Origin of the sequence: Aeromonas sp. CU5, assembly GCF_002586745.1 — a bacterium.
In the GTDB taxonomy this organism is placed as follows: domain Bacteria; phylum Pseudomonadota; class Gammaproteobacteria; order Enterobacterales; family Aeromonadaceae; genus Aeromonas; species Aeromonas sobria.
Genome location: NZ_CP023817.1, coordinates 903,910 through 920,285, shown reverse-complemented (window position 1 = coordinate 920,285; position 16,376 = coordinate 903,910). Strand labels below are relative to the sequence as shown.

The window sequence follows — 16,376 nt, the reverse complement described above, 5'->3', positions numbered from 1 at the left end:
CATCATGATAAAAATTGCCCTTATCGACGATCACCAGATCGTCCGATCCGGTTTTGCCCAACTGCTCAATCTGGAGCCCGATCTGCAGGTGGTCGCCGAATTCGGCTCCGCCAGTGACGCCCTTGCCGGTCTGCCCGGCAGCGGGGCACGGGTCTGTGTCTGCGACATCTCGATGCCAGACCAATCGGGGCTGGAGCTGCTCAAGCAGCTCCCCTCCGGTCTGGCGGTGGTGATGCTCTCGGTTCACGACAGCCCGGCGCTGATCGAGCAGGCGCTGCAAACCGGCGCCAAGGGGTTTCTCTCCAAACGCTGCAGCCCGGACGAGCTGATCGCCGCCGTGCGTACCGCGGCTCTGGGTGGCTGCTACCTGACGCCGGACATCGCCCAGAAACTCGCCAGCAGCAGCCGGGATCCCCTCACCAACCGGGAGCGGGAGATTGCCCAGTTACTGGCGCAGGGGCTGGAGGTGAAGGCCATCGCCGAGCAGCTCGGCCTCTCCCCCAAGACGGTGCATGTCCATCGCGCCAACCTGATGGACAAGCTCAAGGTCAGCAACAACGTCGAGCTGGCCCACCGCATGCTGGATAGCTGGTGATCTCCCGTCTGGCCAGCTATGTCGCCATCGCCCTGGCGGCCAGCTTCATCTTTGCCGCCGGCTGGTTTTGCCTCTGGAGCATCAGTCTGCATCTGGCGGGTGGCCCGGCGCTGGCGGTGCTGCTGTTCCCCTTTGGCCTCCGCCTCGGGTTGCTGCTGCAAAGCCCCGGCCACTACTGGCCGCCACTGCTATTGTGCGAAGGACTGCTGCTCTACTGGCTCAATCTGGAGGTGGGGCTGCCCCACTGGCAGTGGCTAATTGTGGGCAGTGTGCTCACCCTGCTGCCCCTGTGGATTGCCCGCCGCCAACAGGTATACAACGACTGGCAGCAACTGTTGTTGCTGCTGGCCACCGTCACGGCGGCAGCTCTGCTGCAAGCCCTGCTCTGGTATCTGGTGGGGGAAGATGGCCTATCGGCCCTGCTGCTCACCCTCACCGGCGGCCTGACCCTCACCACAACCTGCATGTTGATCTGGCACTACCTCACCCGCGCCACCTGGGTGCCGCTAGGCCCTGCGCTAGTGGATCAGCCGGTGGACTGGCGCTTTCGCCATCTGGTCTGGTATCTGCTGCTCTTTAGCCTGAGCCTTGGCTTGCAACTGGGCTTGCCCAACTCGCTGGTACGCTTTACCCCGTTTTGTCTGGCCATTCCCATCATCGCTATGGCATGGCGCTATGGCTGGCAGGGGGCGCTGCTCGCCACCCTGATGAACACCATCGCCCTACTGGCGAGCCAGGCCTGGCATGATCACCCCCTCGACCTGCTGCTCTCCCTGCTGGCCCAGAGCCTCACCGGCCTGCTGCTCGGCGCCGGGATCCAGCGCCAGCGCGAGCTCAATCAGGCGCTAACCCGCCAGCTTGCCCACAATCGCCAGCTCACCGAGCGGCTGCTGGAGACCGAGGAGAGCATCCGCAAAGAGGTGGCGCGCGAGCTGCACGACGATATCGGCCAGACCATCACCGCCATTCGTACCCAGGCTGGCATAGTGCGCCGCCTCGCCCCCGATAACGCAGGTGTAGGTCAGAGCAGCGCCCTCATCGACACCCTGTCGCTCGGGATCTATGACGCGGTGCGCGGTCTGCTCGGGCGGCTGCGCCCGCGCCAGCTCGACGATATGACCCTGGAGCAGGCGGTGCGCGCCCTGCTGCGGGAGCTGGAGCTGGAACGTCACGGCATCGTCACCCGACTGGAGTGGCAGCTGGCGGATGGGGATCTCTCCGATGCCCAGCGGGTCACCCTGTTTCGGGTCTGTCAGGAGGGGCTCAACAACGTGGTCAAACATGCCAACGCCCACTCGGTCACCATTCGCGCCCGAGCCAGTGGCGAACAGTTGCAACTGGTGCTGGAAGATGATGGCCGCGGCCTGCCACAGATTCGCCCGCAACAGGGCTATGGCCTGCTCGGGATTCGCGAGCGGGTACAGGCGCTCGGGGGCAGTCTGCAACTATCCTGCATCCACGGCACCCAACTGACGGTCAACCTGCCCAGTCGCAAACGGGAGGAGAGTCATGGCTGATCACCATCATCACCAGAGGGCAAGCCTGTGCTGAGTTTTATGAGAAGCGCGCCGCCCCAACCCCTTATCCGGGATCAGGCCGAGATCGACGCCACCTATCGCCACTGGCGACTGCACCTGCTGCTGACCATGTATTTGGGCTACGCGGTCTTCTACTTCACCCGCAAGAGCTTCAACTTCGCCATGCCGGACATGCTGGCGAGCGGCATGCTGGACAAGTCCGACATCGGCATGCTGTGGACCCTGTTCTATCTCACCTACGGCTGCTCCAAGTTTTTCTCCGGCATCATCAGTGACCGCGCCAATCCGCGCTACTTCATGGGGGTCGGACTGATGGCCACCGGCGTCATCAATATCCTGTTCGGCCTCTCGTCAGCCCTCTGGATGTTTGCCGCCCTCTGGGTCGCCAACGCCTTCTTTCAGGGCTGGGGCTGGCCCCCCTGCTCCAAGCTGCTCACCAGCTGGTATTCGCGCACCGAGCGCGGGGTCTGGTGGTCGGCCTGGAACACAGCCCATAACGTGGGCGGGGCGCTGATCCCCCTCATCGTTAGCACCATCGCTCTGCAGCATGGCTGGCGCTACGGCATGATAGTGCCCGGCCTTATCGCCATCGTCGCGGGGTTGTTCCTCTGCTGGCGGCTGCGGGATACCCCGAGCGCCATGGGATTGCCGACAGTGGGCGTGTGGCGAAATGATGCCATGGAGCTGGCCCAGCAGACCCAGGATGCGGGGCTCTCCCACCGCCAGATCCTGAGTAAATATGTGCTGGGCAACCCCTATATCTGGCTGCTCGCCTGCTGTTACGTGCTGGTCTATGTGGTGCGCACCGCCATCAATGACTGGGGCAACCTCTATATGACCGAGCAGCGCGGCTTCAATCTGATGAGCGCCAACTCGGCCATCTCCATGTTCGAGGTGGGGGGCTTTATCGGCGCCCTGGTGGCGGGCTGGGGATCGGACAAGCTGTTCAATGGCAACCGGGGCCCGATGAACCTGATCTTTGCGGTGGGGATCCTGCTGGCGGTGGGGTCGCTGTGGCTGATGCCTTTCTTCAGCTATGTGATGCAGGCGGCCTGTTTCTTCACCATCGGCTTCTTCGTGTTTGGCCCGCAGATGCTGATCGGCATGGCGGCGGCGGAGTGTTCCCACAAAAACTCGGCGGGGGCCGCCACCGGCTTTGTCGGCTTGTTTGCCTACATGGGAGCGGCGCTGTCGGGCTATCCGCTGGCCAAGGTGATGGAGATCTGGCACTGGAACGGCTTCTTCGTGGTGATCTCGGTGGCCGCGGGCGTCTCGGCCCTGCTGCTGCTCCCCTTCCTCAAGGCGCAGGCACCGAGAACAGCTCAAGCGAATTCAGAGTAGCGGGTGGCAGCTGGCAAGCCAGATCCGGCAAGCGGAAACAGGCAGGGCGCGGATCACCGCGCCCTGCTTTTATCCTTGAATCTATCCCTGCATCAGGCAGCCTGACAGACTCGGTTCTTCCCTTCCCGCTTGGCCCGATAGAGGGCATCGTCCGCGCGGCGAAACAGGCGGTCAAAGTGCCACTCCCCCTGCCAGTGGGCGACCCCCATGCTGACGGTGATATGGATCCCCTCCACCTCGCTGGCCGCAAGCTGAACCAGCAGTGACTGGCAATGGGCGCTCGCCTCGTCTGCGGTGGCATGGCGAAACAGCAGCACAAACTCCTCGCCACCAAAGCGACCGGCCAACACGCCCTCCCGCTCGCGCAGCACCAGCCCGACTCGCTCCAGCACCCGATCGCCGACCTCATGGCCATACCGATCGTTGATCTGCTTGAAGTCATCCAGATCAAGCACCACCAGCGCCCCCTGTGGTGCAGGCCGTCTCCGGGCCAGACGTTCCATAAAACCACGGCGATTGAACAATCCGGTCAGCAGGTCATGGCTGGCCTGATAGCGAAGCTCCAGCGCCCGGTGCTGGTTGCAGAGCAGTAACACCCCGAAAGTAAGCATGGAGCTACCCACCAACATGGATACATAGGGCAACACGTTGAACAGCTGGCGCTGGAACGGGCTTTCGATCACCTCGCCCCACACGGCAAACATCCGCATCAGGGTCATGGCAATCAGCACCAGATGCAGGCCAATCAGCACCCAGACCGCCACCTGATAATCGGGTCGGCCGTGACGCCAGAGCTGCCAGATGATGAGCGTACTGAGCACGAGGAAGGTAGTGCTGCTGGTCATCACCCGCACCGCAATCCTGCCATCGATGGCGACCGACCAGGTCATGATGATGGCAAACAGCAGGATAAATCCCCAACAGGCACGCCAGCCGGGCAGTTGACGGAAGAAACAGCGTTGGGCGATCAGCAGCAACAACACATGAAAAATCAGGAAGACATTGCCAATCCAGGAGCCATAGGGGGTAGGGGTCAGTAGCAGACTGGCAAATCCCGCCTGACCCAGCATGGCAAACAGGCTGGACCACCACCAGACCCCGATGCCGGGAATATCGTTGTGGGTAACACGAATGATGGTGAGAGTGAGGAAACCGAGACAATAGCCACACAAGGCCATGATCATCAAAGTAAAAATATCCAGCTTGAGCAGTAGTGAGGCGTCCATACCAAAGCCATGCAGAGAGGGTAACTGAGTATATGAGAAGCGTTTGCCAAGACCCAGAGGCCCCTGACCGTTTTCACAATAAAAACATCCAGTTCACCTGTTTTCGCGCTGCCATATCACTATCGCCATTCCGTCACCAGATGCTCGATTCATACCCGCTAATGAGAACAACCAGACTAAAGCCACATGCGAGCCCCTCGCTGTGTAACAAAATGTCTTAAGCATAATTTGGGCTTGAACCCACCCCATTAGATAGATATGTTGTTTTCGTGTGATTTTATGAATGAAGCCATGGGCAATAAATGTCTCTAACCTGTTGAGTCTTCTGACACAATCTGTTTTTGGTACATTTTTCACTCAACCACTATTCATAGCATCTCATATGGGGCTTTTGTCCCGCTCAAGACATTCATCCTGTCTTGCCTGTTGCCGGATGCAGCAGTCTCTTGTGCCACGGAGTCGCACGGGATCAGGTTCAAGGCCGAACACACCACCGACAGAGACGTCACTTATGATCAAAAAACTGATTCTTTCTACCCTGCTGTTTTGCGGGATCGCCACGGCGGCCCCGACCCCAGCCCCTACGTCCACCCTGGATGCCGTGCTCGAACGCGGCGTGCTGCGAGTCGGCTTCGATGCGGGCTATCAACCCTTCGAGATGACCAACAAGCAGGGCCAATACATCGGCTTTGACGTGGATCTCGCCAAGATGGTCGCCAAAGAGATGGGCGTGAAGGTCGAGTTCGTCAACACCGCCTGGGACGGCATCATTCCGGCGCTGCTGACCAACAAGTTCGACGTCATCATGGGCGGCATGACCGTCACTCCCCAGCGCAACCTGCGGGTCAACTTTGCCGACCCTTACATCGTGGTCGGCCAGACCATAGTGCTGCGCACAGAGAAGGCGGGCGAAATCAAATCGTTCACCGACCTCAACGATCCCAAGTACAAGATCGCGGTCAAGCTCGGCACCACCGGCGAGCAGGCGGTCAAGCGCCTGATCCCCAAAGCCACCCTGCTGCAGTTTGAAACCCAGGATGACGCTAAGCTGGAAGTGATCAACGGCAAGGTCGATGCCTTCGTCTATGACCTGCCCTACAACGCCATCTTCGCCTCCCAGAATCAGGGGGCCGTGGTGCACCTCGACAAGCCGTTCACCTTCGAGCCGCTGGCCTGGGCCATCCGCAAAGGGGATCAGGACACCCTCAACTGGTTCAACAACTACCTGCGCCAGATCAAGGGCGATGGCAGCTACGACCGTCTCTACAAGAAGTGGTTCGAATCCAACGCCTGGCTGAACCAGCTCAAATAACCTCCGGGGGGCGGCATATGCCGCCCCTGCACCACGCAGCTCCCCACACAATAACGAGAAGAGGTTGTGACTGTGCACACACCCAAACCGACAAGACAGATGGAAAAACAGCCCAATCAACTGCTCTGGCATGGGATCTTTCTGCTGATGCTGCTGGTTGCCGTATTCGGCATCTACAAGGCTGTCCAGTCCGTGGATTACACCTGGCGCTGGGAACGCATTCCCCAATACATCGCCTATCAGGCGGAGCAGAATAATCTGGCCAAATTTGACGGCACCGTGATTGCAGGCACCAGCGAGGCTGAGAAGGGCAAGCTGTTCCTGCAAGACGATCTCGACCCCAATGTGCGGCAAGCCATCGCCAGCACCGGCGTACAAGTCGCCGAAGGGGATACCATCTTTCGGGGCGACACCCTGGATACCGAACTCACCTGGACCGCGGGCCCCATCGCTTGGGGCGTCTGGGTCACCGTCAAGCTCTCGCTGGTGGCGGGCATCTTCGCCATCCTGCTCGGCACTCTGGCCGGGCTGGCGCGCCTCTCCCCCAACCCCGCCCTGCGCAATCTGGCGGTCACCTATGTGGAGCTGATCCGCGGCACGCCGCTGCTGGTGCAGATCTTCATCGTCTACTTCTTTATCGGCACCGTGCTGAACCTCGATCGCTTCACCGCCGGGGTCGCCGCGCTGGCGGTCTTTACCGGCGCCTATGTGGCGGAGATCGTCCGCGCCGGTATCAGCTCCATCCACAAGGGGCAGATGGAGGCAGGTCGCAGCCTGGGGATGACCTCGGCCCAGACCATGCGCTACGTCATTCTGCCGCAGGCGTTCAAGCGGGTGCTGCCGCCGCTGGCAGGGCAATTCATCAACCTGATCAAGGACTCCTCGCTGGTCTCGGTCATCTCCATCACCGATCTGACCAAGGCGGGGCGCGAGGTGGTCAGCTCCACCTTCAGCCCGTTCGAAGTGTGGTTTACCGTGGCCCTGCTCTATCTGGTGCTCACCGGCACCCTCTCTTTCCTGGTACGCCGTCTGGAGGTGAAATATGCGCGCAGCAACTGATCCCATTATCAAGGCTCAACAGAAGTCGAGAAGTGCTGCCATCACCGGCACGCCCCGCGCCTTCCCGGTTCGTTTTCTGGAGGCGAAATATGCGCGCAGCAACTGATCCCATCATCAAAGCGACCGGAGTAGAGAAGTTCTACGGCACCGAGGTGCACGCCCTGAAAAACGTCAGTACCGAGGTGGCCGAAGGGGAAGTGGTGGTGATCGTCGGCCCCAGCGGCTCGGGCAAATCGACCTTCCTACGCACCCTCAACCAGCTGGAGACCATCAACGACGGCAACATAGTAGTGGACGGCATCTGCCTGACCGAACCGGGCGACGTCAACAAGCTGCGGGAAGAGGTGGGCATGGTGTTTCAGTCCTTCAACCTCTTCCCACACCTCAATGTGCTGGACAACATCAGTCTCGCGCCGCAAAAGGTACGCGGCCTGTCGCGCCGTGACGCCGAAGACCGGGCCAAGGCGTTGCTGCTGAAAGTAGGGTTATCGGTGAAAGCGGCCAGCTATCCTTCCCAGCTATCCGGCGGTCAGCAGCAGCGGGTGGCCATCGCCCGGGCGCTCGCTATGCAGCCGCGTATCATGCTGTTTGACGAGCCAACCAGTGCGCTCGACCCTGAGATGGTGGGGGAAGTGCTCGATGTGATGAAAGGGCTGGCCCGCGAAGGGATGACCATGGTGGTGGTGACCCACGAGATGGGTTTTGCCCGCGAGGTGGCGGATCGGGTGCTCTTTATGGAGAGTGGCGAACTGCTGGTGGATGAAAAACCCGCTGACTTCTTCGACAATCCCCCCTCCCCTCGCCTGCGCCAGTTCCTAAGTCAGGTGCTGTAGCAAACACGCTCTACTGGATAAACGAAGAGGGACCGCATGGTCCCTCTTCTTGTTGCCCTTCACGCTGGAGCAGACTCAACCCAGCTGAACCCGAGTCCCCATCTCATTGGCTCAGCGCGGGGACTTTCCCAAGTAGCGCTCCACGATGACTTTCACCCCGTCACGTTTCTTGAGCTGATAGAGCTCCTTGTCAAACTGTTCGATAAAGGCCTGCTTGTAGGGATACTCCCCCTTGCGGCTATAGCCGAGAAACCCCTGCTCCTTGCTGAGCACAGGCCCCTGTTTGAGCAGTGACATATCGGCCACCGCCAGCTGATCCCCCTTGATCATGTTAAGCAGTTCATAGAGCAGGGAGAGGCGGTCATTGACGGTGCAATCGACCCGGCCACGGACAATCTTGAGCAGATTCTCCCGATTGCTTTTCACCTCCTCTACGTCGATCTGCTTCTCCTTCACCGCCTGCCAGAAGGCATCGCCACCAATTGCAAATCCGGCATTCATGCCAAAGCGCAAACCGTGATAGTCGAGCGGAAACCTGGCCTGCGGGGTATTGGCCGCCACACTGGCACCACACATCACCACCAGCTCTTCATCCAGCATCGGCTGGGAGTAGGGCCAGATATAGGGTCGAGCATCAGGCAGATAGTAGGGCGGAAAGATGGCAAAAGCAGAGCCCTGCTCCACCATGCTCAGGCCCCGCCGCCACGGCATGGGCTTGAGCACCACCTCATAGTCACTCATGGAGGAGGTCACCTCGCGGATGATGTCGGCATAGATGCCCCTTACCTCCTCCCCTTCCTGCCAGGAGTAAGGAGGATAGGCAGAATCCGCCAAGATCTCGACCCGGGTCTTGGCGTGAATGCCGCTACAAAATACCAGCAATAAACAAATCCATAAGCGCATAAGCTCGATACTCCCGCAACACAGCATGCATCAAGCATAGCCAGCCCATGTCATTTCCTGAGCACCTGTTGCAACTTTCAGTCACGGTGAACCCGCCAGCCAGCGCCTCTACATGTACCAGCACCCGCGCCGACAAAATGTTAATGAAATATTAAAAGCATCCTTTATGCTGGAGAGCAATTGCTCTGAATGGATGGCCGCTTATGGATGTGCAACTGCTCCTGCTCTATCTCTCCCCGATTTTTCTGGCCTTTATCGGCTGGGAGATGCTCTACCTGCGCAAACATGGCGCCGCCTTTCCCAGCGCCACCTACCAGTGGCGGGATCTGTTCGCCAACGCCGCGCTGGCCCTGATGCATCAGGGGGGCGATGCACTGGCGGCCATCGCCATCGTTTATCTGTATGACACCCTCTGGGGCTGGCGGCTGTTCGATATCGAGCTCACCTTCTGGAGCGTGCTACTGCTGTTCTTGCTGCAGGATCTCTGCTACTGGCTGTTCCACTTCACCAGCCACCATGTGCGCTGGTTGTGGGCCTCCCACGTGGTGCATCACAGCTCGGAGCGACTCAACCTCTCCACCGCCTTTCGCCAGAGCCTGATGTATCCGGTCTCCGGCATGTGGCTGTTCTGGATCCCGATGATTGTCATCGGCTTCCCGCCCGAGGCGGTGGTCGCCACCGTGCTGCTGAGCCTGGGCTTTCAGTTCTTCGTCCACACCCAGGTGGTGGGCAAGCTTGGCCGGCTTGAGTGGATCTTCAACACCCCCTCCCACCACAGGGTGCACCACGCCAGCAATGCCAAGTACATAGACCGCAACTTCGCCGGGGTGCTGATCATCTGGGATCGGCTGTTTGGCACCTTTGTGGAAGAAGACCCGGCCGAGCCGTGCCGCTTTGGCATCACCAAACCGATCCACAGCTTCAACCCCCTCACCCTCACCTTCCACGAGTGGCGTGACATGCTGCGCGACACCCATGGCCTGCCGTGGCGACAAAAACTCGCCGTGCTGTTTGGCAAACCGGCCGGGCCAGCCAGTCGCTGAACCTTCGCCCCGAATAGCAACTCCCGGATAGCAAGTCCCTGATAACAAAGAGAGCGCCACTGTGGCGCTCTCTTTTATGGTCAGTCACATCTTCGGTGTCAGAGATGGGCGAACGACCAGACGGCGGGGATCAGGCTCAGCAAAGTCACTCCGGCCAACCATCGCTCGCGGCCGCTCAGGCGCAGATCTGCCCCCAGCTGACGACGGCTGTAGAGAAACAGCAGCAGACCCGGCCCGTAGAGCAGTAAGGAGAGCAGCAGATACTCCACCCCAGCAGCATAGAGCAGCCAGAAGCCGTAACCGCTCGACACCAGCGCAACCGCCAGCATCAGGCTCCGGCCCTGCCCACACTCCCCCTTCCTGCTGAAAGAGAGTTTGAGCAGAAACAGACCGATCAGCAGGTAGGGCACCAGGATCATCGAGGTGGAGATAAGCAGCAAACTGGTGTAGCCCTTGCCGAGCAGCCACACCAGCAGCAGGCATGTCTGCACCGTCAGACTGGTGAGCCAGAGCGAGGCGATGGGTGTGCCGTTGCGGTTCTGGCGCCGGAAGATGGCGGGAAAGGCACCATGACGGGCCGCGCTGAACGGCACCTCGGCCGAGAACAGGGTCCAGCTCACGTAGGAGGCGAGCACCGAGACAATGAGGCCGACACTTATCAGCAGCTTGCCCCAGGATCCCGTCATCTGGGCCATCAGCCCCGCCATGGAGGGGTTGGGCAGCGCCGCCAGCTCAGGCCGACTCAATATCCCCAGCGCCAGCACCGAGATAAGCACATAGAGCAGCAGCGCCAACACCACCCCAAGCACGGTGGCCGTGCCCACATCCCGCCGGTTTCTGGCGCGGGCCGACAAAACGGCCGCCCCCTCGATGCCGGTGAAGACCCAGAGGGTGATTAGCATGGTGTTGCGCACCTGCTCGGAGACCGGTACCGCCAGGGTGCTGCCCTGCTGATCCGCCGCGAAAGTGACCGGGTCGAACCAGTAGCAGGCGAACAGGATAAACAACAGCAGCGGCAGGCTCTTGGCCAGGGTCGCCACCAGATTGAACAGCGCCGCCTGCTGCACGCCACGGGCCACCAGCAGGTGCACCGCCCAGAGGATGCAGGACTCGCCGACAAAAGCCGCCAACGTATTGCCGTCACCAAACCAGATCTGTTCAGGGGTATCGACAAAACTGCCAAGGGCGGCGAACGCGATCACCAGGTAACCCACCACACCTATGGTGGCGCACAGCCAGTAGCCCCAGGCGGAGAAGAAACCCACCAGATCGCCAAAGCCTGCGCGGGCATAGCTGTAGATGCCGCCATCGAGATCCGGTCTTAGCCGCGACAGGTAGAGAAAACTCGCGGCGAGTGCCAGTATGCCCACCCCGGTCACACCCCAGCCGATCAGCACGGCGCGGGCACCGGCCACCTCGGCCATGTTCTGGGGCAGGCTGAAGATCCCCGCCCCCACCATGGAGCTGAATACCAGCGCGGTGAGGGACCAGAGCCCAATCTTGCTCTCTTTCATGGGTGCTCCTTAGCGCAACCGGCTGCTCAGCGCCTGAATATGCTCGGGGCCGATGCCGCAGCAACCGCCGATCAAATTCGCGCCGGCCGCGCGCCAGCGCTCGGCCCAGCCAAGGTAATCCAGCGGCCCCAGATCGCCGCGGATCTCGTCCAGCCCATCGTTGGCGGTGGCCTCTTTGGGTTGCGGCGGGAAGGCGTTGGCATAGGCACCGAGGCGAATATCAGCGCGGCCCACTGCCTGCAATCGGGCGCGGGCAACCTCGAGGGCACCCTCAATCACCTCGGGCTGACAGCAGTTGAACAGGATGGCATCAACCCCGGCCGCCACCAGCGCGGTAACCGCATCGGCCACCCGCTCGCCGGAACGCAACGCAGGCTCGTGGCCCGGCGCCTCATCTTCCAGCGTGAAAGAGACCCAGAACGGCTTGCCATCTTCCGGCAGCAGCGCTCTCAGGGCCAGTGGCTCGGCGATGAGGCTCATGGTCTCGGCCAGCCAGATATCCACATGGGGCGTCAGCGCCCGGATAAGCGGCATTGCCAGCTCGCTCACCCTGTCAACCTCGAACAGATCGGCGCGGTAAGAGCCAAACAGCGGTGGCAGGGAACCCGCCACCTGCACAGCGCCCTTCTGCGCGTCAGCCACCTCACGGGCCAGTTGACCAGCCAGCGCTGCCAGCCCCTCCCCTTCGGCAAAAAAACGTTCATCGCCGATATGAAATGGCACCAGCGCATAGCTGTTGGTGGTGATGACCCGGGCTCCACTCGCCACATAGGCCTGATGCACTTCGCGCACCGTCTCTGGCGCCTCCATCAAGGCCAGCGCCGACCACTCAGGCTGGCGAAACGGAGCCCCCCGCCGTGCCAATTCGCGCCCCATGCCCCCATCCAGCACCCACAATTCCCTGGTTTCCATCTGTCGTGTCTCTTTGTTATGTGCGTTGTTTATTTGCGTGTTTATCTGTTTGTCTTGTTGATCTGCGGTTTCGCGCTGAATCGCTGCAGATCGTCCGGCTTCATCCTGGTGAAGCACCTTTATAACTCAGCCATAAAAACATGCGGACGTTTAGACGTCCAAAGCAAGATAAAACAAAGCACCATTGGCGGCAATCAGTATCAGCAGAAATCAGCATGCAAACGGCTGGGCAAACGCAGAAATGCAAGAGGCCACCCGAAGGTGGCCTCATCACTATCTTGATCCGCTGGCGGCTTAACGCCCGGCCAGCACTCGCTTGATCTGTTTAACCCAGTCGGAAACCCGACCCTGCTGCGGCAAGCCGCGCCAGATCTGCTCCCACTGGGCAGGGCTGAGCGGACGACCCAGCCTGCGCTGCACACCCGCATAGAGGTAGTCATGGGCCGTCATGGCTGCATGCTCGGAGGTAAGGAATTTGGAGACAGGATCGGTTAGCCGCACATCCCGCATGCCGAGCAGCGGATAGTCGTTGTGCACCGCCGCCAGCATGGTCTCGCGCATGGCGGACTCGATGTAACCGCGGGCAAACAGGGCGGTCACTGACTCCAGCGAGCCCTGATCCGGGCCGTGATACTCTTCATCGAACACCGGGCTCGGCTCTGCCATGCCGCTTTGCACCACCGCATCGGGATCCGGCTGCGGCACCACCACGGCGGGCAGGGGAGAAACCGGCTTGGCTGCCACTGTGGCTTTGCGCGGTGCACTCTGGCTACAGGCACCCAGTGCCAGGGCGAGCGCGGCACAGGCAAACACTCGGGAATGAGACTGCATCTTCATGACTCTTATGTCGCTCCTTTACGATTCCTGAGCTGGCTTCTCGGCCACCACCGGCTCAACCCGGGTAACCAGCAGCTGATCAATCTTGTAGCTGTCGATATCCACTACTTCAAACTTGTAACCGGCGTAGGTGACCGAGTCGGTACGCTTGGGGATCTTGCGCAGCATAAACATAATAAAACCAGCGATGGTTTCGTAGTTCTGGCTTTCCGGGAATGCCTCTATGTCGAACGATCGCATCACATCCGAGATGGGGGTCACCCCGTCCACCAGCCAGGAGTTTTCGTCGCGCTGCACAATCTGCTCTTCCACCACGTGGGTCGCCCACTCACCCATCACGGTACTCATCAGGTCGTTCATGGTGACAATCCCCACCACCAGCGCGTACTCGTTCATCACCACGGCAAAGTCGCCACGATGATTCTTGAAGTACTCCATCGCCTCATAGAGGTTCAGGGTATCGGGGATGATGATGACGTTCTGCACCAGGTTGCCACCGATGAGATCGATGCTCTGGCCGCCGATAACGCGGATCAGCAGCTCTTTGGCATCGACAAAGCCCTTGATGCTATCGAGGTTGTGGTCACAGACCAGAAACTTGTTGTGGGGGTGCTCGGCGATCTTGGCCTTGATGCTCTCTTCGCCCTCTTGCAGAGTGAAGTAGATCAGGCTCTCGCGGGCCGTCATGGCGGAGGTTACGCCAAGGGACTGCAACTCGAACACATTCTCGATCAGCTGGTGCTCCTCGCGCTGGATAACCCCAGCCTCGGCGCCGGCATCCATCACCGCATAGATATCGTCGGAGGTGATCTCGTCGTTGCGGATCATGGAGACCCGCAGCAGGCGGAACAGTCCGTTCGCCATGCCGTTGAAGAACCACACCAGCGGCATCAGCAGGGTCACGCACAGCAGCATGGGGCGCACTACCACCACGGCAACCCGCTCCGGCATACTCATGGCAAGGCGTTTGGGCATCAGGTCGGCGATCAGGATAAACAGGCTGGTAACGACGACGAAAGAGACGATCGAGCTTATCTCGGAGAGCCAGGGGCCTTGATAGAAGCGAGCGACAAACAGCTTGATAGCGGGGTTCAGGGCTGACTCACCCAGAATACCGCCCAAAATGGCGACAGTATTGAGGCCAATCTGTACCACGGTAAAAAAGTTGCCCGGCTGGGCTTGCAGCGCCAGCACCTTTTCGGCCTGGCGATTACCTTCGTCCGCCATCACCTGCAACTTGATCTTGCGAGAGGCGGCGAGAGAGATCTCGGAGAGGGAGAAAAACACACTACCGCCAACCAGCAGCATTAAAAAAAACACACTATCGGCAAAACTCATGATGAACCTATTGCTACACCCGTCTTAGCACAAGACGGTAAACTGGGCCTGGGAGACCAGACCGTGAGCCCATCCGGGACCCACACAGGGGCGCTATTCTACCAGAAAACAGCGTATTGGGTGCTTTATCTTACTCTGCGGACAGGTGCAACAAAAAAAGGCGCTTGGCGCGCCTTTTTATTCACTTCAGCTTAGTCCTTACCCAACAGGGCACCCAAGTCATCTCCCTTGGTATGACGCACATCCTTGCCTTTCACGTAGTAAACGATGTATTCGCAGATGTGCTGGCAACGATCGCCGACCCGCTCGATTGCACGTGCCGCCCACAATACGTTGAGAACCTGAGGGATGGTGCGGGGATCTTCCATCATATAGGTCATCAGTTCACGAATGATGGACTCGTACTCCCGATCAACCTTGTCATCTTCCTTGTAGACCGCCAGCGCCGCATCCAGATCCATGCGGGCGAAGGCATCGAGCACATCGTGCAGCATCTTGATGGTGCGACGGCCCATGTTCTCCAAAGAGACCAAGGGTGGCTGAGGCTTGTTGGCGTTATCGGTCAGCATGCGGGCAATTTTGTCAGCCACATCACCGATCCGCTCCAGATCTGTGATGGTTTTGATGATCGCCATCACCAGCCGCAGGTCGGAGGCGGTAGGTTGACGCTTGGCGATGATGCGGGTGCACTCCTCGTCGATCGCCACTTCCATCGCATTGACCGCATGGTCTTTGGCTACGATTTTGCGCGCTGCATCGAGATCCTGATCGTGGATGGCGGCGATGGCATCGGTGAGTTGTTGCTCTACCAGTCCTCCCATCACCAACACCTGATTGCGCACGTTTTCGAGCTCGGCATTGAACTGACCGGAGATGTGTTTATTGAGGTTCATATTGTCCATACAAATAATCCTTGATGCTCCGATTATGCCTTAGCCGTTGAACTGGCTGGTAATCTGTTTATTGATGCTCATGTTACTGATCCCCCTCATTGCGCCACCAGCGGCTTAGCCGTAACGACCGGTGATGTAATCTTCGGTCTTTTTCTTGGCCGGGGTAGTAAAAATGGTGTTGGTATTCGAGTACTCGATAAGCTCGCCCATATACATAAAGGCGGTCTGATCCGACACCCGTGCCGCCTGCTGCATGTTGTGGGTCACGATCACCACGGTGAACTGGCTTTTCAACTCGTTGATCAGCTCCTCGATGGTGAGGGTAGAGATCGGGTCAAGTGCAGAGGTCGGCTCATCAAGTAACAATACTTCCGGCTCGATAGCGATGGCGCGGGCAATCACCAGACGCTGCTGCTGACCACCAGAAAGACCAAACGCGTTGTCGTGCAGACGATCCTTTACCTCCTCCCACAAGGCTGCACCGCGCAACGAACGCTCGGCGGCTTCATCCAGCGTACGGCGATCGTTGATCCCTTGCAGGCGCAAGCCATAGACCACGTTCTCATAGATGGACTTGGGGAACGGGTTGGGACGCTGGAACACCATGCCCACCTGACGGCGCAGGGCGGAGACATCCACGCTCTTGTCATAGATGTTGTGACCATGCAGTTGAATTTCCCCTTCGATGCGGCAGATATCCACCAGATCATTCATCCGGTTGATGCAGCGCAGCAGGGTCGATTTGCCACAACCGGATGGCCCGATAAAGGCGGTTACCTGGCCTTTGGGGATCTTCATGTTGACGTTGAACAGCGCCTGCTTGTTGCCGTAGTACAGGTTGAGATCCTTCACCTCCAGCGCGGTCTGCTGCGGGCTCAGGTTCAGCAAGTCCAGTGCGGTGTGCTGGGTGGCGGTGGTCATTACGTTGATCATCTGTTACCTCAAATCAGTCTGGGGTGGCTGGCACCGCTCGATGCCAACCACCTGAATACCTACTTGGTAACGATGGCGGCAGGCACATTTGCCGCCAAT

Annotated in this window: 16 protein-coding genes; 8 read left to right on the top strand and 8 right to left on the bottom strand. The window is 59.7% G+C overall.

From position 1 onward, the window contains the following. Nucleotides 1-4: 4 nt before the first annotated feature. From uhpA to CK911_RS04195, 3 genes are read left to right on the top strand one after another with little or no spacing between them, the layout of a single operon-like run. Complete coding sequence (uhpA, locus tag CK911_RS04205) at nt 5-595, top strand: transcriptional regulator UhpA (RefSeq protein WP_042022130.1); 591 nt, start codon at nt 5-7, stop codon at nt 593-595. After that, complete coding sequence (uhpB, locus tag CK911_RS04200; RefSeq protein ID WP_098969090.1) at nt 592-2,112, top strand: signal transduction histidine-protein kinase/phosphatase UhpB; 1,521 nt, start codon at nt 592-594, stop codon at nt 2,110-2,112. The genes uhpA and uhpB overlap by 4 nt, the downstream gene beginning before the upstream one ends. A gap of 27 nt (nt 2,113-2,139) precedes the next feature. After that, a complete protein-coding gene (locus tag CK911_RS04195; RefSeq protein WP_098969089.1) occupies nt 2,140-3,474 on the top strand; it encodes an MFS transporter in 1,335 nt (444 codons plus the stop codon). A gap of 92 nt (nt 3,475-3,566) precedes the next feature. Here CK911_RS04195 and CK911_RS04190 read toward each other — a convergent pair whose 3' ends face one another. Beyond that, nucleotides 3,567-4,700 (bottom strand): GGDEF domain-containing protein, encoded by a 1,134-nt coding sequence (locus CK911_RS04190; protein ID WP_098969088.1) that lies wholly within the window; start codon nt 4,698-4,700, stop codon nt 3,567-3,569. 511 nt (nt 4,701-5,211) lie between these two features. Between CK911_RS04190 and CK911_RS04185 the strand changes: the two genes are divergently transcribed. The 4 genes from CK911_RS04185 (at nt 5,212) to CK911_RS04175 (ending at nt 7,904) form a co-directional block, all read left to right on the top strand. Then, nucleotides 5,212-6,012: a transporter substrate-binding domain-containing protein gene (locus CK911_RS04185; protein ID WP_172953951.1), complete on the top strand. Its 801-nt coding sequence runs from the start codon at nt 5,212-5,214 to the stop codon at nt 6,010-6,012. Between the two features lie 99 nt (nt 6,013-6,111). Beyond that, a complete protein-coding gene (locus CK911_RS04180; protein WP_098969086.1) occupies nt 6,112-7,071 on the top strand; it encodes an amino acid ABC transporter permease in 960 nt (319 codons plus the stop codon). Continuing rightward, nucleotides 7,055-7,177, top strand: a complete 123-nt coding sequence (locus tag CK911_RS21580; protein WP_287976796.1) for a hypothetical protein — start codon at nt 7,055-7,057, stop codon at nt 7,175-7,177. Before CK911_RS04180 ends, CK911_RS21580 begins: the two co-directional genes overlap by 17 nt. Beyond that, nucleotides 7,161-7,904, top strand: coding sequence for an amino acid ABC transporter ATP-binding protein (locus tag CK911_RS04175; protein ID WP_098969085.1), 744 nt, complete (start codon nt 7,161-7,163; stop codon nt 7,902-7,904). Before CK911_RS21580 ends, CK911_RS04175 begins: the two co-directional genes overlap by 17 nt. A gap of 111 nt (nt 7,905-8,015) precedes the next feature. On the opposite strand, the gene CK911_RS04170 is transcribed toward CK911_RS04175, so the two are convergent. Further along, complete coding sequence (locus CK911_RS04170; RefSeq protein WP_098969084.1) at nt 8,016-8,807, bottom strand: ABC transporter substrate-binding protein; 792 nt, start codon at nt 8,805-8,807, stop codon at nt 8,016-8,018. A gap of 203 nt (nt 8,808-9,010) precedes the next feature. Between CK911_RS04170 and CK911_RS04165 the strand changes: the two genes are divergently transcribed. Continuing rightward, nucleotides 9,011-9,850: a sterol desaturase family protein gene (locus tag CK911_RS04165; protein ID WP_098969083.1), complete on the top strand. Its 840-nt coding sequence runs from the start codon at nt 9,011-9,013 to the stop codon at nt 9,848-9,850. A 98-nt stretch (nt 9,851-9,948) separates the two neighbouring features. Here the strand turns inward: CK911_RS04165 and CK911_RS04160 are convergent, their stop codons facing one another. The 6 genes from CK911_RS04160 to pstB form a co-directional block, all read right to left on the bottom strand. Continuing rightward, nucleotides 9,949-11,364, bottom strand: coding sequence for a basic amino acid/polyamine antiporter (locus tag CK911_RS04160; protein ID WP_098969082.1), 1,416 nt, complete (start codon nt 11,362-11,364; stop codon nt 9,949-9,951). 9 nt (nt 11,365-11,373) lie between these two features. Beyond that, the gene (locus tag CK911_RS04155) at nt 11,374-12,276 is read right to left on the bottom strand and encodes a homocysteine S-methyltransferase family protein (protein WP_098969081.1); all 903 of its coding nucleotides are present in this window, start codon (nt 12,274-12,276) and stop codon (nt 11,374-11,376) included. 294 nt (nt 12,277-12,570) lie between these two features. Further along, nucleotides 12,571-13,113 carry a hypothetical protein gene (locus tag CK911_RS04150; RefSeq protein ID WP_172953950.1) on the bottom strand — a complete coding sequence of 181 codons (543 nt, stop codon included), beginning with the start codon at nt 13,111-13,113 and terminating at the stop codon, nt 12,571-12,573. An 18-nt stretch (nt 13,114-13,131) separates the two neighbouring features. Beyond that, nucleotides 13,132-14,451, bottom strand: a complete 1,320-nt coding sequence (locus CK911_RS04145; RefSeq protein ID WP_042022106.1) for a hemolysin family protein — start codon at nt 14,449-14,451, stop codon at nt 13,132-13,134. A gap of 191 nt (nt 14,452-14,642) precedes the next feature. Continuing rightward, on the bottom strand, nt 14,643-15,353 hold the full coding sequence (gene phoU, locus CK911_RS04140) for a phosphate signaling complex protein PhoU (RefSeq protein WP_042022103.1): 711 nt from the start codon (nt 15,351-15,353) through the stop codon (nt 14,643-14,645). A gap of 105 nt (nt 15,354-15,458) precedes the next feature. Continuing rightward, nucleotides 15,459-16,277: a phosphate ABC transporter ATP-binding protein PstB gene (gene pstB / locus CK911_RS04135; protein WP_098969080.1), complete on the bottom strand. Its 819-nt coding sequence runs from the start codon at nt 16,275-16,277 to the stop codon at nt 15,459-15,461. Nucleotides 16,278-16,376: the final 99 nt, after the last annotated feature.

What these genes read in the sequence shown, in the direction of transcription:
- CK911_RS04190 (WP_098969088.1), bottom strand. Translation starts at nt 4,700, where the DNA reads ATGGACGCCTCACTACTGCTCAAGCTGGATATTTTTACTTTGATGATC.
- CK911_RS04180 (WP_098969086.1), top strand. Translation starts at nt 6,112, where the DNA reads ATGGAAAAACAGCCCAATCAACTGCTCTGGCATGGGATCTTTCTGCTG.
- CK911_RS04175 (WP_098969085.1), top strand. Translation starts at nt 7,161, where the DNA reads ATGCGCGCAGCAACTGATCCCATCATCAAAGCGACCGGAGTAGAGAAG.
- pstB (WP_098969080.1), bottom strand. Translation starts at nt 16,277, where the DNA reads ATGATCAACGTAATGACCACCGCCACCCAGCACACCGCACTGGACTTG.
- CK911_RS04170 (WP_098969084.1), bottom strand. Translation starts at nt 8,807, where the DNA reads ATGCGCTTATGGATTTGTTTATTGCTGGTATTTTGTAGCGGCATTCAC.
- CK911_RS04155 (WP_098969081.1), bottom strand. Translation starts at nt 12,276, where the DNA reads ATGGAAACCAGGGAATTGTGGGTGCTGGATGGGGGCATGGGGCGCGAA.
- CK911_RS04160 (WP_098969082.1), bottom strand. Translation starts at nt 11,364, where the DNA reads ATGAAAGAGAGCAAGATTGGGCTCTGGTCCCTCACCGCGCTGGTATTC.
- CK911_RS21580 (WP_287976796.1), top strand. Translation starts at nt 7,055, where the DNA reads ATGCGCGCAGCAACTGATCCCATTATCAAGGCTCAACAGAAGTCGAGA.
- CK911_RS04145 (WP_042022106.1), bottom strand. Translation starts at nt 14,451, where the DNA reads ATGAGTTTTGCCGATAGTGTGTTTTTTTTAATGCTGCTGGTTGGCGGT.
- CK911_RS04185 (WP_172953951.1), top strand. Translation starts at nt 5,212, where the DNA reads ATGATCAAAAAACTGATTCTTTCTACCCTGCTGTTTTGCGGGATCGCC.
- phoU (WP_042022103.1), bottom strand. Translation starts at nt 15,353, where the DNA reads ATGGACAATATGAACCTCAATAAACACATCTCCGGTCAGTTCAATGCC.
- CK911_RS04150 (WP_172953950.1), bottom strand. Translation starts at nt 13,113, where the DNA reads ATGAAGATGCAGTCTCATTCCCGAGTGTTTGCCTGTGCCGCGCTCGCC.
- uhpA (WP_042022130.1), top strand. Translation starts at nt 5, where the DNA reads ATGATAAAAATTGCCCTTATCGACGATCACCAGATCGTCCGATCCGGT.
- CK911_RS04165 (WP_098969083.1), top strand. Translation starts at nt 9,011, where the DNA reads ATGGATGTGCAACTGCTCCTGCTCTATCTCTCCCCGATTTTTCTGGCC.